The 26973-nt window shown below is 69.3% G+C and carries 23 protein-coding genes; 16 read left to right on the top strand and 7 right to left on the bottom strand.

All coding sequences use genetic code 11. The features are described 5' to 3' along the window. Positions 1-393: 393 nt before the first annotated feature. Together L324_RS01130 and L324_RS01125 are read right to left on the bottom strand one after the other, a co-directional pair. Positions 394-609 carry a ferredoxin gene (locus L324_RS01130; RefSeq protein ID WP_081736153.1) on the bottom strand — a complete coding sequence of 72 codons (216 nt, stop codon included), beginning with the start codon at positions 607-609 and terminating at the stop codon, positions 394-396. Positions 610-611: 2 nt separating this feature from the next. Continuing rightward, positions 612-1802, bottom strand: a complete 1191-nt coding sequence (locus tag L324_RS01125) for a cytochrome P450 (RefSeq protein ID WP_037303398.1) — start codon at positions 1800-1802, stop codon at positions 612-614. A 113-nt stretch (positions 1803-1915) separates the two neighbouring features. On the opposite strand from L324_RS01125, the gene L324_RS01120 reads away from it, so the two are divergent. Together L324_RS01120 and L324_RS01115 are read left to right on the top strand one after the other, a co-directional pair. After that, positions 1916-2482, top strand: a complete 567-nt coding sequence (locus tag L324_RS01120) for a TetR/AcrR family transcriptional regulator (protein ID WP_037303397.1) — start codon at positions 1916-1918, stop codon at positions 2480-2482. 41 nt (positions 2483-2523) lie between these two features. Continuing rightward, positions 2524-3441: a phosphotransferase family protein gene (locus tag L324_RS01115; RefSeq protein WP_037303396.1), complete on the top strand. Its 918-nt coding sequence runs from the start codon at positions 2524-2526 to the stop codon at positions 3439-3441. On the opposite strand, the gene L324_RS01110 is transcribed toward L324_RS01115, so the two are convergent. Together L324_RS01110 and L324_RS01105 are read right to left on the bottom strand one after the other, a co-directional pair. Next, complete coding sequence (locus L324_RS01110) at positions 3422-4624, bottom strand: cytochrome P450 (RefSeq protein WP_037303395.1); 1203 nt, start codon at positions 4622-4624, stop codon at positions 3422-3424. The two genes, L324_RS01115 and L324_RS01110, sit on opposite strands and share 20 nt — an antisense overlap. 129 nt (positions 4625-4753) lie before the next feature. After that, complete coding sequence (locus L324_RS01105; RefSeq protein ID WP_037303394.1) at positions 4754-7519, bottom strand: FAD-binding and (Fe-S)-binding domain-containing protein; 2766 nt, start codon at positions 7517-7519, stop codon at positions 4754-4756. A 94-nt stretch (positions 7520-7613) separates the two neighbouring features. On the opposite strand from L324_RS01105, the gene L324_RS01100 reads away from it, so the two are divergent. From L324_RS01100 to L324_RS01070, 7 genes are all read left to right on the top strand, one after another. After that, on the top strand, positions 7614-8783 hold the full coding sequence (locus tag L324_RS01100) for a GAF domain-containing sensor histidine kinase (protein ID WP_037303393.1): 1170 nt from the start codon (positions 7614-7616) through the stop codon (positions 8781-8783). Then, positions 8768-9394 (top strand): response regulator, encoded by a 627-nt coding sequence (locus L324_RS01095; RefSeq protein WP_037303391.1) that lies wholly within the window; start codon positions 8768-8770, stop codon positions 9392-9394. The genes L324_RS01100 and L324_RS01095 overlap by 16 nt, the downstream gene beginning before the upstream one ends. A 217-nt stretch (positions 9395-9611) precedes the next feature. Continuing rightward, entirely contained in the window at positions 9612-10421 is an 810-nt protein-coding gene (locus tag L324_RS01090; protein WP_037303419.1) for an ABC transporter ATP-binding protein, read from the top strand. Next, the gene (locus L324_RS01085) at positions 10418-11194 is read left to right on the top strand and encodes an ABC transporter ATP-binding protein (RefSeq protein ID WP_037303418.1); all 777 of its coding nucleotides are present in this window, start codon (positions 10418-10420) and stop codon (positions 11192-11194) included. The genes L324_RS01090 and L324_RS01085 overlap by 4 nt, the downstream gene beginning before the upstream one ends. Next, entirely contained in the window at positions 11191-12069 is an 879-nt protein-coding gene (locus L324_RS01080; protein ID WP_037303390.1) for a branched-chain amino acid ABC transporter permease, read from the top strand. The genes L324_RS01085 and L324_RS01080 overlap by 4 nt, the downstream gene beginning before the upstream one ends. Beyond that, positions 12062-13231, top strand: coding sequence for a branched-chain amino acid ABC transporter permease (locus L324_RS01075; protein ID WP_037303388.1), 1170 nt, complete (start codon positions 12062-12064; stop codon positions 13229-13231). Before L324_RS01080 ends, L324_RS01075 begins: the two co-directional genes overlap by 8 nt. Further along, positions 13228-14478, top strand: coding sequence for an ABC transporter substrate-binding protein (locus tag L324_RS01070; RefSeq protein WP_037303387.1), 1251 nt, complete (start codon positions 13228-13230; stop codon positions 14476-14478). The genes L324_RS01075 and L324_RS01070 overlap by 4 nt, the downstream gene beginning before the upstream one ends. Here the strand turns inward: L324_RS01070 and L324_RS01065 are convergent. After that, positions 14420-15487, bottom strand: coding sequence for a Glu/Leu/Phe/Val dehydrogenase dimerization domain-containing protein (locus tag L324_RS01065; protein WP_051173553.1), 1068 nt, complete (start codon positions 15485-15487; stop codon positions 14420-14422). The two genes, L324_RS01070 and L324_RS01065, sit on opposite strands and share 59 nt — an antisense overlap. A 111-nt stretch (positions 15488-15598) precedes the next feature. On the opposite strand from L324_RS01065, the gene L324_RS01060 reads away from it, so the two are divergent. The 3 genes from L324_RS01060 (at position 15599) to L324_RS01050 (ending at position 17113) form a co-directional block, all read left to right on the top strand. After that, positions 15599-16078 (top strand): Lrp/AsnC family transcriptional regulator, encoded by a 480-nt coding sequence (locus L324_RS01060; RefSeq protein WP_037303386.1) that lies wholly within the window; start codon positions 15599-15601, stop codon positions 16076-16078. 142 nt (positions 16079-16220) lie between these two features. Next, a complete protein-coding gene (locus tag L324_RS01055) occupies positions 16221-16487 on the top strand; it encodes a hypothetical protein (protein WP_037303385.1) in 267 nt (88 codons plus the stop codon). A gap of 41 nt (positions 16488-16528) precedes the next feature. Further along, the gene (locus L324_RS01050; protein WP_037303384.1) at positions 16529-17113 is read left to right on the top strand and encodes a GNAT family N-acetyltransferase; all 585 of its coding nucleotides are present in this window, start codon (positions 16529-16531) and stop codon (positions 17111-17113) included. Between the two features lie 71 nt (positions 17114-17184). Here L324_RS01050 and L324_RS01045 read toward each other — a convergent pair whose 3' ends face one another. Beyond that, positions 17185-17814, bottom strand: coding sequence for a YigZ family protein (locus tag L324_RS01045; RefSeq protein ID WP_037303383.1), 630 nt, complete (start codon positions 17812-17814; stop codon positions 17185-17187). Between the two features lie 551 nt (positions 17815-18365). Between L324_RS01045 and gltB the strand changes: the two genes are divergently transcribed. The 3 genes from gltB to L324_RS01030 all read left to right on the top strand — a co-directional run bounded on the left by gltB (position 18366) and on the right by L324_RS01030 (position 25486). After that, positions 18366-22907, top strand: coding sequence for a glutamate synthase large subunit (gene gltB / locus L324_RS01040; RefSeq protein ID WP_037303382.1), 4542 nt, complete (start codon positions 18366-18368; stop codon positions 22905-22907). Next, positions 22900-24351 carry a glutamate synthase subunit beta gene (locus tag L324_RS01035; protein ID WP_037303380.1) on the top strand — a complete coding sequence of 484 codons (1452 nt, stop codon included), beginning with the start codon at positions 22900-22902 and terminating at the stop codon, positions 24349-24351. The genes gltB and L324_RS01035 overlap by 8 nt, the downstream gene beginning before the upstream one ends. 349 nt (positions 24352-24700) lie before the next feature. Beyond that, positions 24701-25486 carry a DeoR/GlpR family DNA-binding transcription regulator gene (locus L324_RS01030; protein WP_037303379.1) on the top strand — a complete coding sequence of 262 codons (786 nt, stop codon included), beginning with the start codon at positions 24701-24703 and terminating at the stop codon, positions 25484-25486. A 162-nt stretch (positions 25487-25648) separates the two neighbouring features. Here L324_RS01030 and L324_RS01025 read toward each other — a convergent pair whose 3' ends face one another. Further along, entirely contained in the window at positions 25649-26542 is an 894-nt protein-coding gene (locus tag L324_RS01025; protein ID WP_081736152.1) for an ROK family protein, read from the bottom strand. A gap of 208 nt (positions 26543-26750) precedes the next feature. On the opposite strand from L324_RS01025, the gene L324_RS01020 reads away from it, so the two are divergent. Next, positions 26751-26960: a CbtB domain-containing protein gene (locus tag L324_RS01020; RefSeq protein WP_037303377.1), complete on the top strand. Its 210-nt coding sequence runs from the start codon at positions 26751-26753 to the stop codon at positions 26958-26960. The last annotated feature ends 13 nt before the right edge of the window (positions 26961-26973 follow it).

Here is a 26973-nt window from a genome sequence, read left to right as displayed (position 1 = left end):
TTATTTGAGAGGTAAGGCAAACGTGGCGTGATCGACTCGATGCCGTGAAGGTCCCCTTGCCTACCCTCAAGGTAGCGAAGGAGGCCTTCACTACCTGGCGACCTACGTGGGACTCCCTCACGAGACCGGGCCCGTCCGCGAAGGACAGTTTTCGGCGACTCGGTGTCCGGTTGATGCCTAAATGCACGTTCCTGACCGGGGTCGTGAGTGGCAAAGAGCGTTCTAACGCTCTTTGCCACTCACGACCACCTCGCGAAACCGCACAAACGACCCAAGCCGGACACTTGCCTTCAGGAGAGTGTCTCTCGGAGCCACGGCCCTGCTTCTTCCAGCCAGTCCGGACGCTCGCCGGGGCACGACATCTTTGCCTCACCCCTCATTAAAAGGCGACGTTCAGGGCCGGGGCCCGATCACCTCGCCCTTCTCCAGCACCTCGATGGCCATCGCGGGGCACGAATCCGCCGCGTCGAGCACGATCTCGTCCGGATCCACCTCGCTCTTCGTCACCGTCGCCGTGGCGCCTTCGAGTTCGAAGACCTCCGGCACCAGCGAAGCGCATATCCCCGAGCCGATGCACGTTCCGCCATCGACCTCGACTTTCCAGCTCATGGTCACCATCCGATCGGCATGGTGCGGGGCCCCCGCACCAGCATCTGCGTCTTCCACACGATATCGCCGTCGAGGCGCAGTCCGGGAAGATCGCGCAGCAACGCGCGCAAGGCCTCCTGCAGTTCCAGCCTGGCCAGCGGCGCGCCGAGGCAGTGGTGCACGCCGTGCCCGAAACCGAGGTGGGGATTGGACTCCCGGTCGAACTGGAGGGTTTCCGCCGCGGTGAACTGGAGCGCGTCCCGGTTGGCGGCGCCGATCGCGACCATCACCGGTTCGCCTTCCTTCACCAGTACGTCACCCACCTGGATGTCTTCGGTGGCGTAGCGGGCGAATCCGGCTCCGGCACCCAGCGGGACGAACCGCAGCAGCTCCTCGACCGCCGCCGGGATCAGGTCCAGGTCCGCGCGCAGGCGGGCCAGCTGTTCCGGCTGTTCGAGCAGGGCGTAGACGAAGTTGGGGATCTGGCTCGCGGTGGTCTCGTGCCCGGCGATCAGGATGCCGATGCACATGTCGACCAGTTCCAGCTCGCTCAGCCTGTCGCGGACGTCGCGCGCTTCGATCAGCGCGGTCATCAGATCGTCCTGCGGGTGGGCGCGGTGCTCTTCGACGAGCACGTGCATGTACGCCCGCAGCTCCTCCTGGTTGGCCATCATCTGTTCGGTGGTCAGCGGGCTGGTCGACAGCGCGGCGTCGCTCCACACGCGGAACTTCGGCCGGTCCTCGACGGGGACGCCGAGCAGTTCGCAGATCACCGCGACCGGGATCGGCAGCGCGTAGTCCTCCACCAGATCCGCGGGCTGTCCCTTGGCCTTCATGTCCTCGATCAGACCCGCCGCCAGCTCCGCGACCCTCGGCCGCAGCAGTTCGACGCGGCGCATGGTGAACGCCTTCGCGACCAGCGTGCGCAGCCGCGTGTGGTCCGGCGGGTCCATGCTCAGGATCCCGCCGGGCCGCCTGCCCGGCGCCATCCGCGGCTCGTCCCTGTCCACGGCCATCGCGCGGGAAAACCGCCGGTCACCCAGGACGAGACGCGCGTCGGCGTACCGCACCGCGAGCCAGGCGGGCTCCCCGTGCGGCAGGCGGACGCGGAGCATGCCCTCGGTGTCGCGGGCGGCGGCGTAGGCCTCGTTGAGTTCGAGCCCCGCGTCCTCGTTGAACGGGTAGGCGACGAATTCGGCTTCAGTGGTGGTCATTTGTCCGGAAACCCCCCGGCTCGGCGGTTTGTAAGCGACTGCTTACAACGCTAACCATGATCACGGACAGCGTCAATGCGCCTACCGTGCGACGTACCGTTAACCTGGGCCCGATGACGGAAGAACCGCAGGTCCGCAAGCGGGACGCGGCCGCGACGAGGGCCGCCCTGCTCGACGCGGCGGCGGCCCTGTTCGCCGAGCGCGGTTTCGACCGGACGACCGTGCGCGACATCGCGAAACTCGCCGGGGTCAACCAGGCGCTGCTGTTCCGCTACTTCGGTTCGAAAGACGCGCTCTTCGAGGAGGTCCTGGCACGCGGCGGACGCGAGCAGATCGCCACCACCCCACCCGACGAACTGCTCGGCACGGCGTTGCGCAGCATGCTGGAGTCCGACACCGGCCGCGATCGCACCCTCGACGCCTACCTGCGCTCGACCGGGCACGACAGCGCCGCGGGCGCGGTGCGCCGCCAGCTCGGCGAGGAGTACGCGAAGGTGCTGGCCACGCTGACCGACGCCGACGACGCCGATCTGCGGGCGGATCTCATCCTGGCCTGGCTGCTCGGGATCGGCCTGGTCCGCGAGATCACCGGCAAGGAACCGCTGGCCAGCGCGGATCCCGACGACGTCTGCCGCCTCGTGCTCGGGGCGGCCCGGACGCTGCTGGAACGCAGCGGGTAATTCGGTCGCCGACCGCGCTCCCCTGTTCTACGGTCGCCTCCGTGATCTCGTTCCCGCCGGCCGGCACCGAAGCCGAGTTCCGCACTCTGACCAGGCAAGACCTGCTCCCGGCGGTGACGTCGCTGACCAGGTCGCTCGACCTCGGCGACGTCGTGGTCCCGTTCACCGAAGGCTCACTGCCGGTCTATGCCGTCGGCGACGGCCTGGTGCTCAAGCTGTTCCCGCCGGTGCACCTCGACGAACTCGCCACCGAGCGGACGATGCTCGAAGTCCTGCACGGAAAACTGCCGATCCCGACGCCCGCCGTGCACGACGTCGGCGAGCGGGACGGCTGGGGTTACGTCCTCATGGAGCGCCTGCGCGGCGAGACGCTGAAGGACGCCTGGCCGAAACTGTCCACAGAGGACAAACACCGGCTCGCGCCGGAACTCGGGGAGGCGCTGGCCGCCCTGCATTCCCTGCACGATCCTCGGCTCGACGTCCTGGATCCGCCGGACTGGACAACGTTCCTCGCCGAGCAGCGCGCGAACGCCGTCGAGCATCACCGCCGGACCGGCCTCGACGAACGCTGGATCGGGCAGATCCCGGCGTTCCTCGATTCCGTCGAACTGGGCAGTCCGCCCGTCGTCCCGCTGCACACCGAATTCATGCGCGACCACGTCATGGTCACCCACGACGGCGAACGCCCTCGCCTCACCGGTCTCTTCGACTTCGAACCCGCGATGCGCGGTGCGGCCGAGTACGACTTCGTCGCCGTCGGACTGTTCGTTTCCGGCGGGGACAAGGACTTTCTGCGGCGGCTGCTCGCCGGGTACGGCGATACGCCGGACGAGGAGTTCTCCCGGCGCTGCCTGGCGTATGCGCTTTTGCACGTCTACAGCAACTTCACCTGGTACCTCAAGGTTCTTCCGGAGCCGGAAGAACCGACGCTGGAGAGCCTCAGCCGGATTTGGTGGTAGTCCACGTCACCGGCACGGCTTCCGGACCGCGGATGGAGAGCGACGGCCGCCAGACGATGTCCGACGCGGGAACCGCGAGATCCAGTCCGGGCAACCCGTCGAGCAGGGTCCGGAACGCGATCTCCCCTTCGAGCCGGGCGAGCGCGGCGCCGAGGCAGAAGTGGAGTCCGTGCCCGAAGCCGAGTTGCGGCGCGTTCCGGCGGCGGATGTCGAACCGCGACGCGCCGGGAAAGGCGCTCTCGTCCCGGTTCGCCGCACCGGTGTGCGCCAGCACGGCCTCACCGCGCCGGACCAGTCCGCCGCTCAGCTCGACGTCCTCCAGCGCGACCCGCAGCAGCGACGCGTCGGCCGGGCCGTCGAACCGCATGATCTCTTCGACGGCGCCCGTGGTCAGGTCCGGATCCGCGCGCAACGCGGCGAACTGCTCCGGATTCCTCGACAGCAGCACGATCCCGGTCGCGATCAGGCTGACCGTGGTCTCGTGCCCGGCCAGCAGGAGCTGGGTGGCCAGGTCGATCAACTCGGCCTCGGTGAGCCTGTCGCCGTCCTCGTCGCGGGCGTGCACGAGGACGCTCAGCAGATCCTCGCCCGGCGTCACCCGCTTGACGGCGACGAGGGCCGCCATGTCCTCCGCCCCGTCACGCCGGGCCTGTGCCACTTCGGCCGGGCTGTACGCCATCGGCGTGACGATCACCCGCGACCATTGACGGAACCGCTCCTTGCCTTCGAACGGGACACCGAGGATCTCGCACATCACCGACGTGGGCAGCGGGAAGGCGAACATCTCCACCAGATCCACCGGCGGACCGTGTTCGGCCATCGCGCGCAGGAGATCGTCCGCGATCTCCTGGATCCGGGGCCGCAGCGCGGCGATCCGGCGGACGGTGAACGCCTGTGCCGACAGTTTCCGCAGCCGCGTGTGGTCCGGCGGGTCCATGTTCAGGATGCTGTGGTCGCCGGTGGAGAAGTCGCCCGGTTCGATGAGGCACGGCGCGCCGGGGGCGAGCAGGTTCCGGGAGAACCGCGTGTCGGAGAAGACCAGGCGGACGTCGTCGTAGCGGGTCACGAGCCAGCCTTCGCAGCCACTCGGGAAGACGACCTTGGACATCGGCGGGTACTCGGCGTAGATCTCGCCCATCGGGGTCGCGGGATCGTCCTTCGCGGCGGGATAGGTGGCGGTCATGGGCCGATGATGAGCGGGGGAACCCGGCACCGGAAGCCTCCGGCCGGTCACCCGCCCGAAGAGCCGAAGATCCTTCTCATACCGTGATAATCGCCAAGGCGGTGCTGATGGCCAAGGCAGTGCTAAGGGCTAAGGCAGTGCGCGCCGGAGCAGTTCGGCCAGGTGCAGGGCGCGGCGGCCGTCCAGCTGCTCGATCTGGGTCCGGCAGCTGAAGCCGTCCGCGACCACCTCGGTGCCCTCGACCGCGGCCCGGATCGCGGGCAGCATGCGATCCTCGGCGCAGGCGACGGAGACGTCGTAGTGGCCGCGTTCGAAACCGAAGTTGCCCGCCAGTCCACAGCAGCCGGAATCCATTGTGGAATTGTGGACACCCGCGGCGCGCATCGCGGCCTCGTCGGCGCCGAAGCCGAGCACGGCGTGCTGATGACAGTGGACCTGGCTGAGCGTTTCGACGTCCAGCGACCGGAATTCGAGCGGTGAATCCTCGACGAGTTCGGCGAACGTCCTGGTCCGCTCGGCGAGCAGTTCCGCGACCGGGTCACCCGGCAGCAGGGCCGCCAGGTCACCGCGGAAGAGGGCGGTGCAGCTCGGCTCCAGCCCGGCGACCTGGTACCCCGCCCGCAGATACGGTTCGAGCACGGAAAGCGTGCCGCGCAACACCTTCTTGGCGGTGTCGAGCTGCCCGGTGGACACCCAGGTGAGGCCGCAGCAGACACCGCGATCGGGCAGGACGACGTCGTAGCCCGCCGCGGTGAGCACCTCGGCCGCGGCGTCGAGGACGTCCGGGGTCAGATAGTTGTTGAAGGAGTCCGGCCACAGCACCACCCGCCGGGCACCGGTCGCCCAGCGTCGGAGATCCTTGCGGCGCTGGGTGAACGGGGTCCTGGCGAAGGTCGGCAGGTCCCGTTCCGGCGCGATCCCGCCGAGTCGTTTCAGTATCCCGGAGAACCGGCGCGACATCGTGTTCGCCAGCCGCGGCGCCAGCGCGGCCGCGCGCAGCCACAACGGCAGCCAGCCCATCGAGTAATGCGACGCCGGGCGCAGCCGTCCCTTGTGGTGCTGATGCAGGAACTCCGCCTTGTAGGTCGCCATGTCGACATCGACCGGGCAATCGGACAGGCAGCCCTTGCACGACAGGCAGAGATCCAGTGCCTCGGCGACCTCCTTCGAGCGCCAGCCGTCGGTGATCAGTTCACCGTTCACCATCTCGGCGAGCAGATGCGCGCGGCCCCGCGTCGAATGCCGCTCCTCGCGGGTGGCGCGGTAACTCGGGCACATCACGCCGGCACCGGTGGTGTTGCGGCATTTCCCGACGCCGACGCAGCGCCGCATCGCCTGTCCGAAGCTCCCTCGGTCCTCCGGGTACGCGAGCGCGGTGACGTCTTCGAGGTCCAGCGGCGCGCGCCGGACCCGGAGGTCGGCGTCGACCGGCCTGGGATCGACGAGGATGCCGGGGTTCATCTTGCCCGCGGGATCGAAGATCCCCTTGAACCGCGCGAAAAGCGCGAGGATCTCGGGACTGTACATCCGGGGCAGCAGTTCCGAGCGGGCCTGGCCGTCGCCGTGTTCCCCGGACAGCGAGCCGCCGTGCGCGGCGACCAGATCGGCCGCCTCTTCGAGAAAGGACCGGAATCCGGCGATCCCCCGCGGGGAAAGCAGGTCGAAGTCCAGCCGCAGATGCAGGCAGCCCTCGCCGTAGTGGCCGTAGACGACGCTCTTGCGGCCGTGCCGTCGCATGAGTTCCTTGAACTCGCGCAGGTAGGCGCCAAGGCGTTCGGGCGGGACGGCGGCGTCTTCCCAGCCGGGCCATGCCTCCTCGCCTCCGGCGAGCCGCGTCGCGAGACCGGCGCCCTCCTCCCGGATGCGCCACAGCCGCTTCTGCGCGGCGGCGTCGTCCAGCAGCGCGGAGCCGGTCAGCGCGCCGCGCAGTCCGTCGATCAGCCCGCGCGCTTCGTCCGGATCGGCCATCTCGACGAACAACCAGGCACCGCCGGGCGGCAGGCCCTCGGCGCGGCCGGGTTCCAGCAGGGCGACGAGGTCCGCGTCGACGCCTTCGACGGTCAGCGGCGACCAGGGCAGGATCGCCGGGACGGCGTCGGCGGCGGCGATGTCGGACTCGAAACCGAGCACCGCGAGCACTTTGCGCTTCGGGACCTCGGCCAGGGAGACCGTCGCCTCCAGCACGGTGACGCAGGTGCCCTCGCTGCCGACCAGCGCCTTGGCGACGTCGAAACCGTTCTCCGGCAACAGGTGTTCCAGCCCGTACCCCGACACCCGCCTGCCGAAGGTGGACAGTTCGGTGCGCAGTAACGCCAGGTTGTCCCGGACGAGCGCGCGGAGTTCCGAAAAAACCCGGCCCTCCGTACCCGGCCTGGCCGCTCGTTCGTCCACTTCGGACGGTGTGGTCGGCCCGACGGTGAGCCGGGTGCCGTCGTAGAGCAGGACGTCCAGTTCGCGGACGACGTCGACCGTGCGCCCGTAGGCGACCGAATGCGAACCGCACGCGTTGTTGCCGATCATCCCGCCGATCGTGCAGCGGGAATGCGTCGACGGATCGGGGCCGAACCGGAGCCCGTGCGGCGCGGCGAGCGCCTGGAGGTGATCGAGGACGGTCCCGGGGGCCACCCTCGCCGTCCGCGCGACGGGGTCGAGGTCGAGGACGCCGCCCAGGTGGCGCGAGGTGTCGATCACGACGCCCGGTCCGCAGGAGTTGCCCGCGACACTGGTGCCGCCACCGCGGGCGATCACCGGCAGCCCCGCCTCCCGGCACGCGGCGACGGCCGCGATCACGTCGTCGACGCTCCGCGGCAGCACCACACCCTGGGGCACGTGCCGGTAGTTGGAGGCGTCGGTCGTGTACAGGGCCAGTGTCGCGGCGTCGGCCAGGATCTCCACGGGTCCATTCAAGACAACCGCGGCCGGAAACGCATCGGTGAACCTCTCCGTACGGGTGTGTCGGAAACCACGTCCGGTGTGCGATCGTGAGCGCGTGACGGCGAAACGCCAGGTCGCGGAGGAACTCGCCGCCGAGCACAGCGCGGTGCTCGGCGGGCTTCTGCGCGAGCGTGAAGCGCTGCTCGCCACCCTCGACAGGGTCGCGGCGCTCAACGGGACCGCGCGGCTGATCCGCGAGACCATCGGCACGCATTCGGGATTCGTCGCCGAGATCACCGCGCCCGAGGAGGCGGTGATCCGCTGGATGTCGGGCACCCGCACGGACGCGCTGCAGGACCTCGCCGTGCCCATCGGCCAGGGCATCGGCGGCCGGGTGCTGGCGCTGGGCAGGCCGGTCCGGGTCAACGACTACGTCAGCTCGCCGAGTATCACCCACCAGTTCGACGCGCAGGTCCGTGGCGAGGGCCTGGCCGCGATGATCGCCGTCCCGATCGTGAACGGGACCGAGACCGTCGCGATCGCGTACGCCGCCATGCGCGAGCGCCGCGACTTCGGCGACGACGCGGTAAAGTCGCTCGAGGCCATCGCGGGCGAGGCGGGCCGGGCGCTGAAACTGGCGTCGGTCGCCGAGGCCGACCGCGCGACGGCCTTGTCCGCCGAACGGCTCCGGATGCAGAGCGCCCTGCACGACTCGGTCGGCGCGCTGCTGTTCTCCATCGGCGTCCAGGTCCGGAACCTGCACGAGGACATCAGTGACAACCCGGCGCTCGAATCGCGGCTGCGGCGGCTGGAAGGCGACGTTTCGGCCGCGTCACGGGCGCTGCGCGAATCGCTGCTGGCGCTGTCGGAGTCCAGTCCGGAACGCGCGCTGCCGGTGGAACTGGCCGAGCACTGCCGCTCGTTCCAGGCCCGCTGCGGGGTCCCGGCGCGGTTCGTCCAGCTCGCCCCGGTGCCGCGGCTGGACGCCGAGCGCACCGGGCTGCTGGTGGCGGCCGTCCGGGAAGGCCTGCTCAACGTCGAGAAACACGCCGACGCGCTGTCGGTCGTGGTCAGCCTGCTACCCAGCGAAGACGGCGTGCAGGTGGTCGTCGCCGACGACGGAGCCGGTCATCGCGGCGAGGAACCCGGGCCCGGCACCGGGATGGGCCTGCGCTCGCTGGCCGAACGCGCCGCGCGGCTCGGCGGCCGGGTCAGCCTGGTCCGGGACGACGACGATGGGTGCACGCTGCGCGCCTGGGTACCGGAACCGTGCCGGCGCCGGTGACCGTCCTCGTCGTCGACGACCATCCGGTGGTCCGCGACGGGGTCAGCCTGCTGCTGCGCTACGACCCGGCGATGACCGTCGTCGGCTCGGCCGAGACCGGCCGGGCGGCGATCCAGCGGGCGGCCGAGTTGAAACCGGTGCTGATCCTGCTGGACCTGCGGTTGCCGGACATGCTCGCGCCCGAGGTCATCGCCGAACTGCGGCGCGTGCATCCGGCCGGGCGGATCGTGGTGTTCACCGCGCACGGCGATCATCAGGGGGTGCGGGCCGCGCTGGACTCCGGCGCGCACGGCTGCCTGCTCAAGGACGTCGCCGGGACGGATCTGGTGGCGGCGTTGCGGCAGGTGCTCAAGGGGGAACGCGTCGTCGATCCGCGGATTTTCCCCGACGACGGCCAGCGGTCCGACGCGCTGGCCCGCAGCGGCCTGACGCGGCGCGAGTACGAGGTCCTGAGGCTGGCCGCGCAGGGTCAGACGAATCCGGAGATCGCGGAGTCGACCGGGCTGGCGCGGAACACGGTGAAGACCTATCTGCAGTCCGCGCTGCACAAACTCGGTGCCCGCAACCGGGTCGAAGCCATCGGCAAGGCCTCCGAAGCCGGCCTCCTCTAACCCCCGCGTTGCGTCCTCTGGATGCGGTAGTTGAACGCGACCACATCGGTCTCCCAAAGGGCGCCCCGCGCCCGACGGAGACTTCAGCGCGACAGACAAACACTGTGTCCGTTTTGTAGCCGGGTGGGTCTCCAGGTGGGGGTAACGCGACGGAGGGTGCCCACGCAGGATGACCGCCACCGATCGTGACTCGCGTCACACGAACGGAGGAGGCGGCTTGCTGAGTGTCCGTGATCTTGAGGTGCGGTACGGCCGATCGGTGGCCGCACTGCACGGGGTCGACCTCGACGTTTCACCCGATGGAGTACTGGCCGTCCTCGGCAGCAACGGCGCCGGGAAATCGACCCTGCTGCGGACCATCTCCGGGACGCTGCGCATGCACCGGGGCTCGGTTTCGGCAGGCGAGGTCCGCTACGACGGCAAGCCGCTGACCAGGCTCGACCCCGCCCGCATCGTCGGTCTCGGCGTCGTCGGTGTCCCCGAAGGACGCCAGGTCTTCGCGCGGATGACGGTCGAGGAGAACCTGCGCGCGGGCGGGATCGGCGCCCGCTCCCCCGAGCAGCGCGCCGCCGCGAGGAAACGCGTCGACGAGCTCTTCCCGGTCCTGTCCGAACGCGCCAAACAGCGCGCCGGCCTGCTTTCCGGCGGCGAGCAGCAGATGCTCGCGATCGGCCGGGCGCTGATGTCCGGACCTCGGCTGCTGCTGCTCGACGAACCCTCGCTCGGCCTCGCACCGAAGATCGTCGAGCGGATCGGCGACATCATCCGCGAGATCCACGACCAGGGCACCGCGGTCGTCCTGGTCGAGCAGAACGCCGTGATGGCGCTGCGGGTGGCCGACCACGCGATCGTCCTCGAAGTCGGCCGGGTCGCCCTGTCCGGCACCACGGCCGAACTCGTCGCGAGCGAGGACGTCCAGCGCCTCTACCTCGGCGGCCACGCCGAATCCCAGGCCACCGCCGAAGCCGAAGCGGCGGACGCCCGCGAGCACCTCGCGGGCCGGAGCCTGTCGAGGTGGGCCGGATGACGCCGCCGGAGTTGCATGTCGAGAACGTGACCCTGCGCTTCGGCGGGATCCGGGCCCTCGACGACGTCTCCTTCACCGTCGGCTCCGGTTCGCTGCACGCGCTCATCGGCCCGAACGGGGCCGGGAAGTCCAGCTGCTTCAACGTGATCAGCGGGCTCTACCGGGCGAACAGCGGCACGGTCCGGCTCGGCGACACCGTCCTTTCCGGACTCCCGCCGCATCGGCTGGCCGGCCTCGGCGTCGGCCGGTCGTTCCAGAACGCCGCGCTGTCCCCCGGCTCGACCGTGCTCGACAACGTCATGCTCGGCCGTCACGCGCTGACCAAGGGCGGCTTCCTCGCCTGCGGCCTCCGGCTGCCGTGGACGGTCCGGGCCGAACGGCGGCATTCCGCGCGCGCCAAGGAGATCTGCGACTTCCTCGGGATCGGCGCGCTGGTGGACCTCCCGGTCGGGGCGCTGCCCTACGGCGCGGTGAAACGCGTCGACCTCGCCCGCGCCCTCGCCGTCGAACCGGTCCTGCTGCTGCTCGACGAACCCGCGGCCGGGATGAACGCGACCGAGACCGCCGAACTGGCCGGGACGATCCGCGACGTCCGTGACGAACTCGGCATCTCGATCCTGCTGGTGGAACACGACATGGGGCTGGTGATGGGCATCGCGGACCGGGTCACCGTCCTGGACTTCGGCAAGCGCATCGCCGACGGGACACCGGCGGATGTCCAGTCTGATCCGGACGTGATCAGGGCATATCTCGGCACGGAGGCCGGCGCGTGAACACTTTCCTGCAACTCGTCGTCAACGGACTCGGCAAGGGCGCGGTGTTCGCGTTGCTGGCGCTGAGTTTCGTGATCATCTTCAAGGCCACCGAGGTGGTCAACTTCGCGCACGGCTCGCTCGTGCTGTTCGGCGGCTACCTGGTCGTGGTGACCAGGGACGCGCTCGGCTGGGCCGGTGCGTCGCTGGTCGGCATCGTTTCGGCCGGTCTGCTCGCGCTGCTGCTGGAACGGTTCCTGTTGTCCCGTTCGCGGCACGCGGACGCGAACAGCCTGGCGCTGCTGACCATCGGCGTCGATGTGATCATCACCGAGGAGATCGTCCGGCGCCTCGGCGTCACGTTGCCGTTCCTCGGCGACGCCTGGGACGCACAGCCGTTCCGGATCGGCGGGATCACCCTGTTCCGCACCCATCTGGTCGCGCTGCTGGTCGCCGCCGTGCTGATCACCGCGTTCACCCTCGCGTTCAAGTACTCGAACTGGGGTGTCGCGATGCGGGCGCAGGCCGAGAACCGCGAGGCCGCCGCGCTGATGGGGATCCGCAGTTCCCGGGTGACGGCGACCGCGTGGGTGGTCGCCGGCCTGCTCGCCGGGGTCGCGGTGCTGTTCATCGCCACGCAGGACTTCTCGGGCGCGGGACTGTCCCGCGGCACGCATTCCATCGCGCTCGCGGCCTTCCCCGCGGCCATCCTCGGCGGACTGGATTCGACGGCGGGCGCGGTGGTGGGCGGACTGGTCGTCGGGCTCGTCGAAGCCCTTTCGGCGCAGTACGTGTCGTTCGACTTCTCCAAGAGCGCGGTCTTCCTGGTGATGCTCGTGGTCCTGGTGGTGCGGCCGTCGGGGTTGTTCGGGACGAGGGAGAGCACCCGTGTCTGACACCGCCGTGAAAACCCCGGCCGCGGCACCGCCGACGCCTCCCGTGAAACGCGATCGGGGGCGGCTGCTCAAGGCGCTGGCCTGGGTCGCGCTGCTCGTCGTCCTGCTCGCGATCCCGCTCTACCTCGACGCCGCCTGGCTGAAGGCCGGGCAGTACATGATGATCGGCGGGGTCGGCGCGATCGGGCTGACGCTCCTGGTCGGGCAGGCCGGGCAGCTGTCGCTGGCGCACGCGTTCTTCCTGCTGGCGGGCGCGACCGGGTACACCGTCCTTTCCGGACCGACCGACGACGAGCGCGTGTCCGGGCTGGGCCTGGACCCGGGTCTGTCGCTGGTCGGGGCGGTGGTCATCACGGCGCTGCTCGGGCTGGCGTTCGCGCCGGTCTCCGGACGGCTGCGCGGGATCTACCTCGGTGTCGCGTCGCTGTCCCTGGTGTTCCTGGGTCTCTACTTAGGACAGTCCGCCGAGCGGCTGACCGGTGGGACGTCGACCGGGCGCACCCCCGAACCGTTCTCCCTCTTCGGCTTCCCGTTCACCAACGGTGGCCCCGAGATCGTCCTGCTGGGCGTGCCGATCCGGCAGGCGGAACGGCTCTGGTACCTCTTCCTGCTGCTGACCGTGCTCGCGTTCGTCGTCGCCCGCGCGGCGGTCTCCAGCCGGGTCGGGCGGTCGTGGCGGGCGGTGCGGGACAACGAGGCCGCCGCGTCGGTGATGGGCGTCAGCGTCACCAGGGCCAAGGCGGGCGCGTTCGCGGTCTCCTCGGCGTACGCGGGACTCGCGGGCGCGATGACCGTGCTGTGGTTCGACATCCTCAAACCCGACGAAAGCGAATTCGGCACCTACGGCATCAACATCTCCATCGCCTTCCTGGCCATGGTGATCATCGGAGGACTCGGGTCGGTGCCCGGCGCGCTGGTGGGCGCGCTGATCGTCAACGGGCTGCCGCAGGTGCTTTCGCTGTACTCCGCCGACCTCGGCTGGTTCTCCGGGACCGGCGACGGCGCACTGACCCCGATCCTGGTCAGCTCCTTCGTCTACGGCGCCGCGATCATCCTCGTGGTGCTCTTCGAACCGGGTGGGCTCGCCGCGATCGGCCGCCGGCTCACCCGGCGTCTCACCCCCGCTAGAAAACCTCATCTTCCAGAGGAGCAAGGCATATGAAGCGCACATATCCGGCCGTCGCACTGGCGGCGGTCCTCGCCCTCGCGGCGTGCAGCACGAAGGCGGGCGACTCGGGCTCCTCGGGGGCGGACGGCTCGGGGGTCAAGGCCGGCAAGGGAGTGACGGCTTCGGAGATCACGCTCGGCGTGATGACCGACAAGACCGGGGTGTTCAAGAACCTCGGGCTCGGCATCACGCAGGGGAACGAGTTGTGGGCCAAGGACTTCAACGACGCGGGCGGGGTGTGCGGGCGCAAGGTCAAACTGGAGACCGTCGATCACGGCTACAAGGCCGACACGGCGAAGACGCTGTATCCGCAGATCGAGCCGAAGGTGCTCGGGTTCGTCCAATTGCTCGGGTCCCCCGTGGTCGCCGCGCTGAAGCAGAACATCGCCGCGGACAAGACCGTCGCCGCGCCCGCGTCCTGGTCTTCGGAACTGCTCGACAACCAGTACGTGATGATCGTCGGGACGACCTACGACCTGGAGATCATCGACGGGCTGTCGTACCTGCAGGAGAAGGGCCTGGTGAAGGACGGCGACACGATCGGGCACGTCTACATCGACGGTGAGTACGGCAAGAACGGCCTGCGCGGCTCACAGTTCTACGCCAAGAAGCACAATCTGACGGTCAAGGAGGTCAAGGTGACCTCGACCGACAACGACCTCACCAACATCGTCACCGGGCTCAAGGGCGCCGGGGTGAAGTCCATCGTGCTGACCACCACCCCGGCACAGACCGGTTCCGCGCTCGCGGCGAACAAGGCGCTCGGGCTGAACGTGCCGGTGCTCGGCAACAACCCGACGTTCGACCCGGTACTGCTCAAGAGCCCGGCCGCGAACGCGCTGGACAAGCTGACGATCGTCGCCAGCAGTGTCCCGTTCTCCGCCGACATCCCGAAGGCCAAGGACGTCGCCTCGAAGTACAAGGCCGCGTACAAGGAGACCCCGAACGGCGGGATCCCCTACGGCTACGCGGTCGGCGAGGTGTGGGGCGCGGTGCTCAAGAAGGCCTGCGAGAACAAGGACCTCACCCGGGAGGGCATCGCCGCGGCGCTGAAGCAGACGACGTCGGCGAGTACGGAGGACCTGGTGGCGGCGCTGGACTTCTCGAAGGCGGGCACCCCGGCGACGCGCCAGGTGTACGCGGCGACACCGGACGCGTCGGCCGAGGGCGGGGTCCGCTACGTCAAGCCGCTGTTCGAGGCTCCCGAGGCGAAGGAGTACGTGGCCCCGCACCAGAAGTGAGGCGGGCTTCGGCGAGTGCGTTCGCTTCGGCCAGCGGTGTGGTGCCGTTGGCCGAAGCGGCGTCGAGGATCCTTCGCGTGGTCGCTTCCAGCGTCTCGACCCGGTCGAGCGCCTCGGCGTGCGTAAGGTTCTCCTTTTCGCGGCCGAGCGTGTAGACGACTCCCCCGGCGCTCGCCACGAAATCCGGGATCCACAGCACCCCTCGCGCGGCCAGGCCGGGGGCGACCGCGTCGTCGGTGAGCTGGTTGTTGGCCGGGCCGACCACCAGCGGCGTGGCGACCTCGGTGGCGGGGCCGAATACGCCGCCGACGGCGGCCGGGATCAGGACGTCGGCCCGGAGGCCGAGCACCTGCTCCGGCCGGACCCGGCGGAGTCCTCGTTCCCCGGCGGCACGGAGCCGTCGTTCGTCCACATCGGACACGGTGACGTCGGCGCCCTGCTCGACGAGGGCGGAGGCCAGATGCGCGCCGACGGAGCCGTATCCGCTGATGACCACCTTCCGGCCCTTCATCGAGGCGTCGCCGAAGACCGCCCGGGCTCCCGCCCTCAACGCGGCGAGGACCCCGGTGGCGGTCGGTCCGCTCGAAGATCCGGTCCCGCCGTGCTCTTCGGGCACGCAGAACGCGTGCGGCGTCCGCTCGCGCAGCACGAGCATGTCGTCCGGGCCGGTCCCGACGTCCGGTCCCGCGAGATACGCGCCGTCGAGTGAGGCGATGAGGTCGGCGTGATCGAGCAGGATCTCCCGCCGTAGCCCCGGGCCGGGCACCCGGTCGAGCGCGACGACGCTCTTGCCGCCGCCGAAGTCCAGTCCCGCGACCGCGCATTTGCGGGTCATCGCCGCGGACAGCCTCAGCACGTCGTCGATCGCGTCGCGGAGGCCCGGATAGACCTTGAACCGGCACCCGCCGACGGCCGGGCCGAGTATGCGCGAGTGCACCGCGACCATCGTGGTCACCCCGGACCGGCGCCCGCGCCGGACGACGACCTGCTCCCAATTCTGTACGGACATTCCGCTTCCTTCCACGCATTTAGTCGGCTCGATGCGCTGAAGTTAGGGTGATCCTCAGGCCGATGGGCGATCTGGCGAACGATATTCGGCAGAGCGGAGAAAGGAACGGACGTGGACGAACTTGATTCGGCGATCATCCGGGAACTCCAGGCGGATGCGCGGCAGTCGAACCGCGACATCGCGCGCAAGGTCGGTGTCGCGCCGTCGACCTGCCTCGAACGGACGAGACTGCTGCGCGAACGCGGCGTCATCCGCGGCTATCACGCGGACATCGACCTGCCGAGCCTCAACCGCGGCGTGCAGGCGATGGTGTCGGCGCAGGTGCGGCCGCTGAGCCGGGAGGTGATCGACGGCTTCCAGCGGTCGGTGGCGGAATTGCCGGAGGTCCTTTCGGTCTTCGTCACCGCCGGCAGTGACGATTTCCTGATCCACGTCGCCGCACAGGACGTCGATCAGCTCCACGCGTTCCTGGTGGATCGGTTGTCGAAGCGCAAGGAGATCGTCGGCTTCCGCAGTTCGATCATTTTCCGGCATCTGCGCAAGACCGAGCTGGAACCGCTGCCGCGACGAATACCGGGAGAGAACCCGTAGGGGTGAGCACCCGTTCACCCTTGAATTCGCGACTCGCCACCCCTAAGTACACCCGAAATCCAAGACTTCGCATCGGAGAAGACGGAAACTGTCGGGGGTATGGGTTTGACTGTTCTTCAGCGGACCAGAAAGGAGGCACGCCATGGACGTTCGGACAGAGCTGAACCATCGTGAGCGGGCCACCCTGAGAGCCGTGGCCGAGGGCCACGCCGAGATCAGCTGCAGCTGCGAGCCGGACCTCTTCGTCGACGGCCTCGCCTGCTGCGACCAGCACACCGCGCATCGCCTCGCCCATCTCGGCCTGGTGGTGGCCGCCAGGGTCGGGCGCTGGGGCGAACGCGTACCCGCCCTGCTCACCCAGGCGGGGGCGAGGGCACTGGGCGTCGCCGCACCGGAGTTCGCCGCGTAAAACGGGTTGCCGACGCGTTTCCCCGGCGCCACGCTTTGCCGATGCGTGTCTTCCTGGAGACCGAGAGGCTCCTGCTGCGGCAGTTCACCGGCGCCGACGCCGACGACCTGTTCGCGCTGTACGACGATCCCGAAGTGATGCGGTACCTCAATGGGGGCGAACCCGCCGACAGGGCGGAGATCGAAAAGCGCGACCTTCCCGCCTTTCTCGCTTACTACGAGCGTTTCCCCGGTTACGGGTTCTGGGCCGCGATCGAGAAATCCAGCGGCGCTTTTCTGGGGTGGTTCCATTTCCGCCCGCTGCGCGGTCATCACACCGACGACCCGGAACTGGGTTACCGGCTGAATCGGTCTTCCTGGGGCAAGGGGTACGCGACCGAAGGTTCGCTCGCGATCTTGGAAAAGGGCTTCACCGAATTCGGGGCCCGGCGGATCTGGGCGGCGACCATGGCGGTGAACCTGGGGTCGCGGCGGGTGATGGAGAAGATCGGGATGCGGCATGTCCGGACGTATCACGAGGACTTCGACGACCCGATCCCCGGCACGGAAGAGGGCGAGGTCGAGTACGCCATCACGCTGGAGGAATGGCGCGCCCTGACCCGAAGCGCTCCGCATCCAGAGGACTAAACGCGGTCCGTGCCGGAGCGTTGGGTGACCGGGAGCGGCGCATTTAGTCCTCTGAATGCGGCCGGTGGGGCTCAGGGGGTGGGCAGCCAGGTCTCGCCGATCTCCTCGGCGAGGGCCTCGCCGCCGGTCAGGTCGGCCAGCCAGGCATGGAACGCGTCACCCTGGTCCGGCGCGAGCCCGACGTCGAAATGCGCGACGTCCTCGAACCGGGTCGCGTGCAGCAGGTACGGGGACGAGCGGAGGTCGTTCTCCAGCCGTCCGGCCCGGTCGTAGTCCACGATGACCTCCACCAGGCGCAGCCGCCGGTACTCCCGGACCCCGACGGCGTCGACGGCCTCGGAGACGGCCTGACCGTACGCGCGGATCAGCCCGCCCGCCCCGAGCAGCACCCCACCGAAGTAGCGGGTCACCACGGCGACCGTATCGGTCAGCTCCCGGCGGCGGAGCACCTCGAGCATCGGGGTGCCCGCCGTGCCCGCGGGCTCGCCGTCGTCACTGGAGCGTTGCGTCCGGCCGTCGGCGCCCAGGACGAACGCGTGGCAGTGGTGGCGGGCCGCCGGATCGGCCTTCTTCCGGGCGGCGATCACCGCCCGGGCGGCGTCTTCCGAGGTGACCGGGGCGAGGGCGCAGAGGAACCGTGAACGCCGGATTTCGATCTCGTGGACCCCGGTGCCCGCCACGGTGAGATAACGATCCGCCATCGGCCAAGCCTCTCAAACCGCTCAGGACGCTCTGCCGTTCGGGCGATCCGCCGATCACTTCAGGTGACCGCAACACCCACGATACGCACTCGGATGCGCGATCCAGGTCACACTCCCGAGTGACGTGAGCGATCGTTCACGCAGGTCAGGGCGCTGATGCCCCACTCAGTGGACACGTCGTTCCAGCCCGTGGGCAGATGATGTTTGAAGTCAACGCCCGCGTGGCATTTCCCACCCCGACCAAGCGACGTATGTCGATAACAGCGAATTCACACTATCGTCATAAGACCGGCGAACCCGGGAGTAACACGTGTACCCGCCAGCCACCCACCACAGCGGCCGGGCGGCGCCCACGTGCACAGCAGTACCGATATGCGCATCGGCCGCCCAATGCAGTGCGGCTCCACGAGGCCTGCCCCCGTATTCGCGGGCGGGATCGTTCCCTCTCGACTGACCATCGCGGTCCCGGACCACTTCGTTAACCGGTTCTTCACCGAACCACCCGAACGGAGTGGTACCGGTCGCGCCGACGCCTTGGGAGGCGGCCAGCCGTGACCCACCATGCCAGCAACAAGGGCAGCAAGGCCCCCGAAGGCCTGTACGACCCGGAGTTCGAACACGACGCCTGCGGCGTCGCGTTCGTCGCGGACCTCTCCGGTAAACGCGATCACGGCATCGTCGCCAAAGCACTGATCGCGCTGCGGAACCTGGAACATCGCGGGGCCCGCGGCGCCGACCCGGAGACCGGCGACGGCGCCGGGATCCTCATCCAGGTCCCCGACGAGTTCTATCGCGAGGTCGTCGACTTCGACCTGCCCGAACCCGGCGCGTACGCCGTCGGCACGGCTTTCCTTCCGCAGGACGAAATCACCCGCGGCCGGGCGATGACGACCATCGAGCGCGTCGCCGCCGAAGAGGGCATGCGCGTCCTCGGCTGGCGCGACCTTCCCGTCCACACGGAACACGTCGGGACGGGCGCGGCCGAGACGATGCCGCATTTCAGCCAGCTGTTCCTGGCCGGACAGCAGGACTCGTTGTCCGGTCTGGCGCTGGAACGCGCCGCGTTCGTGGTGCGCAAACGCGCCGAACACGCGCTGACCGAGGACGACGTCTACTTCCCGAGTCTCTCCTCGCGGACGATCGTCTACAAAGGAATGCTCACCGAGCCGCAGGTCGAGAAGTTCTTCGCCGACCTCACCGACGAGCGCGTCACCAGCGCCATCGGCCTGGTGCACTCCCGCTTCTCCACCAACACCTTCCCGTCGTGGCCGCTGGCGCACCCGTACCGGTACGTCGCCCACAACGGTGAGATCAACACCCTGCGCGGCAACCGGAACTGGATGGACGCGCGTGAGGCGCTGCTCGAATCCGACCTGATCCCCGGGGACCTCAAGCGGATCTACCCCGTCATCACGCGGGGCGCGAGCGACTCGGCGTCCTTCGACGAGGTGCTGGAGCTGCTCCACCTAGGCGGCCGGTCGCTGCCGCACGCGGTGCTGATGATGATCCCGGAGGCCTGGGAGAACCATCAGGAGATGGACCCCGCGCGCCGCGCGTTCTACGAGTTCCACTCGACGCTGATGGAACCGTGGGACGGCCCCGCGCTGGTGTCCTTCACCGACGGCACCCAGATCGGCGCCGTACTCGACCGCAACGGCCTGCGCCCGGCGCGGTACTGGGTCACCGAAGACGGCCTCGTCGTCCTCGCCAGCGAGGTCGGCGTGCTGGAGCTGGAGCAGTCCACGATCGTCCGGAAAGGACGGTTGGAGCCGGGCCGCATGTTCCTCGTGGACACCGAGGCGGGCCGGATCGTCGAGGACGAGGAGATCAAGGACCAGCTGGCCACCGCGCATCCGTACGACGAATGGGTCGAGGACGGGTTGCTGCCGCTCGACGGGCTCCCCGAACGTGACCGGGAGATCCCGCCGCACGCCGCGCTTGTGCGCCGTCAGCAGGCTTTCGGCTACACCGAAGAGGAACTCGACGTCCTGCTCGAACCGATGGCCCGCACCGGCGCGGAGCCGATCGGGTCGATGGGCAACGACTCCCCCATCGCGTCGCTGTCGAGCCGTCCGCGGCTGATCTTCGACTACTTCATCCAGCTCTTCGCCCAGGTCACCAACCCGCCGCTGGACGCGATCCGCGAAGAACTGGTCACCGCCCTCGGCACCCAGCTGGGCGCGCAGCCGAACCTGCTGAGCGGCGACGCAGCGTCGTGCCGCCGGATCGTGCTGCCGTTCCCGGTGCTGGACAACGACGAGTTCGCGAAGCTGGTGCACGTCAACGACGACGGCGACCTGCCGGAGTTCCAGTCGGTCACCGTGCACGGCACGTACGACGTCCACGGTGGCGGCGAGGCACTCGTGCGACGGCTCGACGAGATCCGCGCCGAGGTGTCCGCGGCCATCGCCGAGGGCGCGCGGCTGATCGTGCTGTCCGACCGCGGGATCGACGAAGATCACGCGGGCATCCCGTCCCTGCTGCTCACCGGCGCGGTGCACCACCACCTGGTGCGCGAGAAGACCCGCACGCAGGTCGGCCTCATCGTCGAGGCGGGCGACGCGCGCGAGGTCCACCACATCGCGCTGCTGATCGGCTACGGCGTCGCCGCGGTGAACCCGTACCTGGCGATGGCGACCGTCGAGGAGATGGCCGATCAGGGCCTGATCCCCGGGGTCACCGCCAAGCAGGCGACCGCGAACCTGATCAAGGCGCTGGGCAAGGGCGTCCGCAAGACGATGTCGAAGATGGGAGTGTCCACAGTGGCCTCCTACACCGGCGCGCAGATCTTCGAAGCGGTCGGGCTCGGCGACGAGGTCATCCAGAACTGCTTCACCGGAACCACTTCCCGGCTCGGCGGCGTCGGCTTCGACACGCTCGCGCTGGAAGTCGCCGAACGGCACCGCCGGGCGTTCCCGCGCGACGGGTTCCGCGCGAACCACCGCGAGCTGGAGACCGGTTCGGACTACCAGTGGCGCCGCGAGGGCGAACCGCATCTGTTCAACCCGCAGACGGTGTTCAAGCTCCAGCACTCCACCCGTGCCGGGAAGTACGAGGTCTTCAAGGAGTACACGAAGGCCGTCGACGACCAGGCGCAGAAGCTGTACACGCTGCGCGGCCTGTTCGACTTCAAGATCGGGCAGCGGCCCGCCGTGCCGATCGAGGAGGTCGAGCCGGTCTCCGAGATCGTCAAGCGGTTCGCCACCGGCGCGATCTCCTACGGCTCCATTTCGGCGGAGATGCACGAGACCCTGGCCATCGCGATGAACCGGCTCGGCGGCAAGTCGAACACCGGTGAGGGCGGCGAGGATCCGGACCGGCTCTACGACCCCGAACGCCGCAGCGCGGTCAAGCAGGTCGCGAGTGGACGGTTCGGCGTCACGAGCGAGTACCTGGTCAACGCCGACGACATCCAGATCAAGATGGCGCAGGGCGCGAAGCCCGGCGAGGGCGGCCAGCTGCCCGGCGCGAAGGTGTACCCGTGGATCGCGAAGACGCGGCACTCCACGGCGGGTGTCGGGTTGATCTCCCCGCCGCCGCACCACGACATCTACTCGATCGAGGATCTCGCGCAGCTGATCCACGACCTCAAGAACGCCAACCCGGCCGCGCGGATCCACGTGAAGCTCGTGTCCGAGGTCGGCGTCGGCACGGTCGCGGCGGGCGTTTCCAAGGCGCACGCGGACGTCGTGCTCATCTCCGGGCACGACGGCGGCACCGGCGCTTCCCCGCTGTCGTCGATCAAGCACGCGGGCGGGCCGTGGGAACTCGGTCTCGCCGAGACGCAGCAGACGCTGCTCGCCAACCGGTTGCGCGACCGGATCGTGGTGCAGACCGACGGCCAGCTCAAGACCGGCCGTGACGTCGTCATCGCCGCGCTGCTCGGCGCGGAGGAGTTCGGGTTCGCGACGGCGCCGCTGGTCGTGTCCGGCTGCATCATGATGCGCGTGTGTCACCTCGACACCTGCCCGGTCGGCGTCGCGACGCAGAACCCCAAGCTGCGCGAGAAGTTCAGCGGCAAGGCCGAGTACGTGGTGAACTTCTTCGAGTTCATCGCCCAGGAGGTCCGGGAGTACCTGGCGGAGCTGGGTTTCCGGTCCATCGCCGAGGCCGTCGGGCACGCGGAGATGCTCGACAAGCGCAAGGCGATCGATCACTGGAAGGCCGCCGGGCTGGACCTTTCGCCGATCTTCCACGTGCCCGAGATGGCTCCCGCCGGACGGCGTCACCAGCAGACGGTGCAGGACCACGGACTGGAGAAGGCACTCGACAACACGCTGATCCAGCTGGCCGAGGGCGCGCTGTCCTCCGGCGACAAGGTCCGGCTGGAACTGCCGGTCCGCAACGTGAACCGCACCGTCGGCACCATGCTGGGTCACGAGCTCACCAAGCGGTGGGGTGGCGAAGGCCTGCCGGACAACACGATCGACGTCACCTTCACCGGGACCGCGGGTCAGTCGTTCGGCGCGTTCGTGCCGAGGGGCATCACCCTGCGGCTCTACGGCGACGGCAACGACTACGTCGGCAAGGGCCTGTCCGGCGGACGGCTCATCGTGCGGCCGCCGAAGGTGGCGCGCTACAACGCCGAAGAGCACATCATCGCCGGCAACGTGATCGGTTACGGCGCGACCAGCGGCGAGATCTTCATCCGCGGCAAGGTCGGCGAGCGATTCTGCGTGCGCAACTCGGGCGCGCTGGCCGTCGTCGAAGGTGTCGGTGACCACGGGTGCGAGTACATGACCGGTGGCCGGGTGGTCGTCCTCGGCGCGGTGGGCCGCAACTTCGCGGCCGGTATGTCGGGCGGTGTCGCCTACGTGCTGGATCTGCCGGTGCACCGGGTCAACCCGGAGATGGTCGACGTCGACCCGCTGGATTCGTCCGATGTGGACTTCCTGCGCGAGGCGCTCGAGAAGCATTACGACGAAACGGAATCCGCGGTCGCGCGCACGCTGCTCGCCGACTGGGAGGCCGCCGTCGAACGGTTCGGCAAGGTCATGCCGAAGGACTACAAGCGAGTGCTCGCGGCGCAGGCGAAGGCCGAACGTGACGGGCGCGACGTGAACGAGGCGATCATGGAGGCCGCACATGGCTGACCCCAAGGGCTTTCTGACCACCACTCGCGAGACGCCGAAGAGCCGTCCCGTCGACCTGCGCCTGATGGACTGGCGCGAGGTGTACGAGGACTTCGCGACGTCGAAGCTGCAGAAGCAGGCCGGGCGCTGCATGGACTGCGGCATCCCGTTCTGTCACCAGGGCTGCCCGCTCGGGAACCTCATCCCCGAGTGGAACACGCTGACCTGGCGCGACGATTGGCGCGACGCGGCCGAGCGGCTGCACGCGACCAACAATTTCCCGGAGTTCACCGGGACCCTCTGCCCGGCGCCGTGTGAGACGGCGTGTGTGCTCGGGATCAACGACGATCCCGTCACCATCAAGCGGGTCGAGATCTCGATCATCGACCGGGCCTTCGAAGAAGGCTGGGTCACGCCGCAACCGCCGGTGGCGCTCACCGGCAAGAAGGTCGCGGTGGTCGGATCCGGCCCGTCGGGACTCGCCGCGGCGCAGCAGCTCACGCGCGCGGGCCACAGTGTCGTGGTCTTCGAGCGGGCCGACAAGATCGGCGGGCTGCTGCGCTACGGCATCCCCGAATTCAAGATGGAGAAGCACCGCCTCGACCGCCGTCTCGACCAGATGCGGGCCGAGGGCACGGAATTCCGCACGTCGGTGAACGTCGGTGTCGACCTCACCGTCGAGGAGCTGAAGTCGTCGTACGACGCGGTGGTCCTCGCCGGTGGCGCGACGGCGTGGCGCGACCTGCCGATCCCGGGCCGCGAGCACCGGGGCATCCACCAGGCGATGGAGTTCCTGCCGCCGGCCAACCGCGTCGCGGCCGGTGAACTGGACGTGTCGCCGATCAGTGCCGAAGGGCTCGACGTCGTCGTCATCGGTGGCGGTGACACCGGCGCGGACTGTGTCGGGACCTCGCACCGGCAGGGCGCCAAATCGGTGACGCAGCTGGAGATCATGCCGAAGCCTCCGCTTTCGCGGTCGGACGCGCATCCCTGGCCGACGTACCCGATGATCTACCGCGTCTCGTCCGCGCACGAAGAGGGCGGCGAGCGGCTGTACTCGGTCAACACCCAGGAGTTCCTGGCCGACGCCGACGGGCGCGTCCGCGCGCTGAAGCTGGTCGAGGTGCGCAACGAGGGCGGCAAGTTCGTCCCGGTCCCGGGTACCGAGAAGGAACTCCCGGCGCAGCTGGTGCTGCTCGCGATGGGCTTCGTCGGCCCGGAGCGGGAAGGCCTGCTGGAGGCGCTCGACGTCGAACTGGACCAGCGCGGCAACGTCGCCCGCGACAAGGCGTTCAAGACCAGCGTCGACAACGTGTTCGTGGCCGGGGACATGGGCCGCGGCCAGTCGCTCATCGTGTGGGCGATCGCCGAAGGCCGCTCCGCGGCGGCCGGCGTCGACGCGTTCCTCACCGGACGTGACGTCCTGCCCGCCCCGATCGCCCCCACCGACCGCCCCATCTCCTAGAGCCCCAGCCGCTCGGCATTCAGTCCTCTGGTTGCGGTAGTTCAACGGCGAACTACCGCAACCAGAGGACTGAATGCTGAGTTGGGGCAGGCGGATATCCGGTAAACGTCACCGGAATGGACGCAAAGCGGATATCAGTGCGGAGCCGGCGCCGCTAGCCTCCGAGGCGGGCCGGTTCTGGGCGTACCGGCCACCGGACGGGCGCCGGTCACACTGGGGGTGGCCGGCGCCCGCTCGTCCTGTTCCTCCCCCGGCTTCCCGAATCCGCCGCTTCTCCCCGCTCGTATCGCGACGCGTAGTACTTTGTCCGGTGCGGTAAGCGACATCAAGCTTCGGGGAGGGAGCTCGGATGAACCGGCATGAACGGCTGACGGCCTTACTGGACATGGTGGGAGAGCGGGAAAAGGTCGACGTCGAAGTCTCGGCGGACGAACTGGGGGTGTCCCCCGCGACGATCCGCCGGGATCTGGATCACCTGGCGGGCCGCAATCTCGTGGTCCGCACCCGCGGCGGCGCCGTCGCGAGCAACGTCGCCTACGACCTTCCGTTGCGGCACAAGGCTGCGCGCAACGCGCCCGAGCAGCAACGGATCTCGGCCGCCGCGGCGAGGATGGTCGATCCCGGCATGGTGGTGGGCCTCAACGGCGGCACCACGAGCACCGAGGTGGGCCGCGCGCTCGCCACCCGGCCGGATATGGGCGAGCCGAGCGGCGGCCCGCTGCTCACCGTGGTGACGAACGCGCTCAACATCGCCCACGAACTCGCCGTGCGGCCGAATATCAAGATCGTGGTGACCGGCGGGGTCGCCCGGCAGCAGTCGTTCGATCTGTCCGGGCCGCTGTCCCATCTGTTCCTCGACCAGATCTCACTGGATCTGGTGTTCCTCGGCGTGGACGCCTTCGACCCGGTGCACGGCGCGCAGGCGCACCACGAGGGCGACGCGAGCACGAACCGGCTGATGGCGGCCCGCGCACGGCAGGTCGTCGTGCTCGCCGACGCCGCGAAACTCGGCGGTCACGCGTTCGCGAAGATCTGCGCGACCGCCGACGTCGACGTCCTCGTCACCGACGGCCGCGCGGATCCCGACCGGGTGCACGCCTTCGAGGAGGAGGGCGTGCGGGTGGTCAAGGCTTGAGCGATTGGCGAAGCTGAGAAAGACCTGCGAACGGGACCAGACGCGTGAACCCGCCTCGGCCGAAGGCCCCGCTATCGCGGTGGCAGGACGCCTTGCCCGCCATCGTGAGATGGCTGACCAGGCAGCGTCCTGCCGACGTCGATCGCGGACGCGGATTCACCATCAGGCACTGAGCCGGTCCAGTGCCAGCAGGGCAGCGCCGAGCCTGCCGGCCTCGTCGCCGAGTTGCGCGATCCGCAGTTCCGGCATCCGCTGGAACTGCAGGTTCGCGGTCAGCCAGGCGCGGACCGGTTCGAGGACGTAGTCGCCCGCGGTGAACAGGCCACCGCCGAGCACGACGACCTCGGGCGCGAGCAACGTCACCAGGGTCTTGATGCCGTGGCCAAGGCCGTCGAGGGCGTCGTTGACCACCGAGATCGCGGCCTCGTCACCGTGCCGGGCGGCGTCGACGACCTGCTCGGCGCCCTCGGCCGGGCGCCCGGTGTGCTCGCTGTAGCGCCGGGCGATGGCCGACGCCGACGAGATGGCCTCCAGGCATCCCGTCGCCCCGCAGCCGCACAGCAGCCGGTGGCCGACGTCGATATGGCCGATCTCGCCACCGAGCCCGCCCGCGGCGTACAGCTTCCCGTCGAGCTGGAGCGCGGCCGCGATCCCGGTGCCGACCGGGATGAAGGCGGCGTCGGCACAGCCCTTGCCCGCGCCGACGCGGAACTCGGCGAGCCCGCCCGCGCGGACGTCGTGCCCGAACGCGAACGGCAGGCCCAGCCTGCTGTCGAGCATCTCGCCGAACGGGACGTTGCGGAAGTCGAGGTTCGCCGAGAAGCGCGCCACCCGCCCGACCTCGTCGACGATGCCCGGGATGACCACGCCGACCGCGTCCGGAGTGCCGGTGCCCGCCTTCTTCCCCAGCGTCTCCACGATCCTGGCGACCTGGTCCGCGAGCGCCTCGCCGTCCGCCCCCCGCGCCGTCGGCTCGCGCAAACTGGCCAGATCCTTCAGGTCCGCGTCGTACAAGGCCGCCTTGATGGACGTGCCGCCGACATCGAGTGCCGCCACCGCAGGTGTCATACCCGCGATTGTCACATTGACCGGACGCTTTGCGGAGACCTACGCTCGACCGGCCAGACGTCGGCAACCGGAACGCGGTGAGATTCCGCGCGGTCGCGCCACTGTGACCTCGGACCTCAGGGTCCGGGGAAGCCAGACCCGGTGCCGTCGTGTCACCCCTGAAGAGGCCGCGCTAGCCCGAGGAGGTCCCACCGCCATGTCGTACCCAGCGGTATCCGCAGTTCCCGCCCCCATCCGGATCCCCGTCCGCGAGATCCTGCCCTGGGCGGTGCTCGTCATCCTCCTTTCGCTGATCACGCTGTACTTCATCAGCGCCGAGCAGGGTGCGGTGTCGGTGTTCGCGAACTCGTACGTCCACGAGTTCGTCCACGACGGCCGGCACCTGCTGGCCTTCCCCTGCCACTAGGCGGCAAGCGCCC

The organism is Amycolatopsis orientalis DSM 40040 = KCTC 9412 (assembly GCF_000478275.1).
Taxonomy (GTDB): Bacteria; Actinomycetota; Actinomycetes; order Mycobacteriales; family Pseudonocardiaceae; genus Amycolatopsis; species Amycolatopsis orientalis.
Note: the sequence above shows the minus strand (reverse complement) of the source record. Positions and strands in the feature narration are given on the sequence as shown.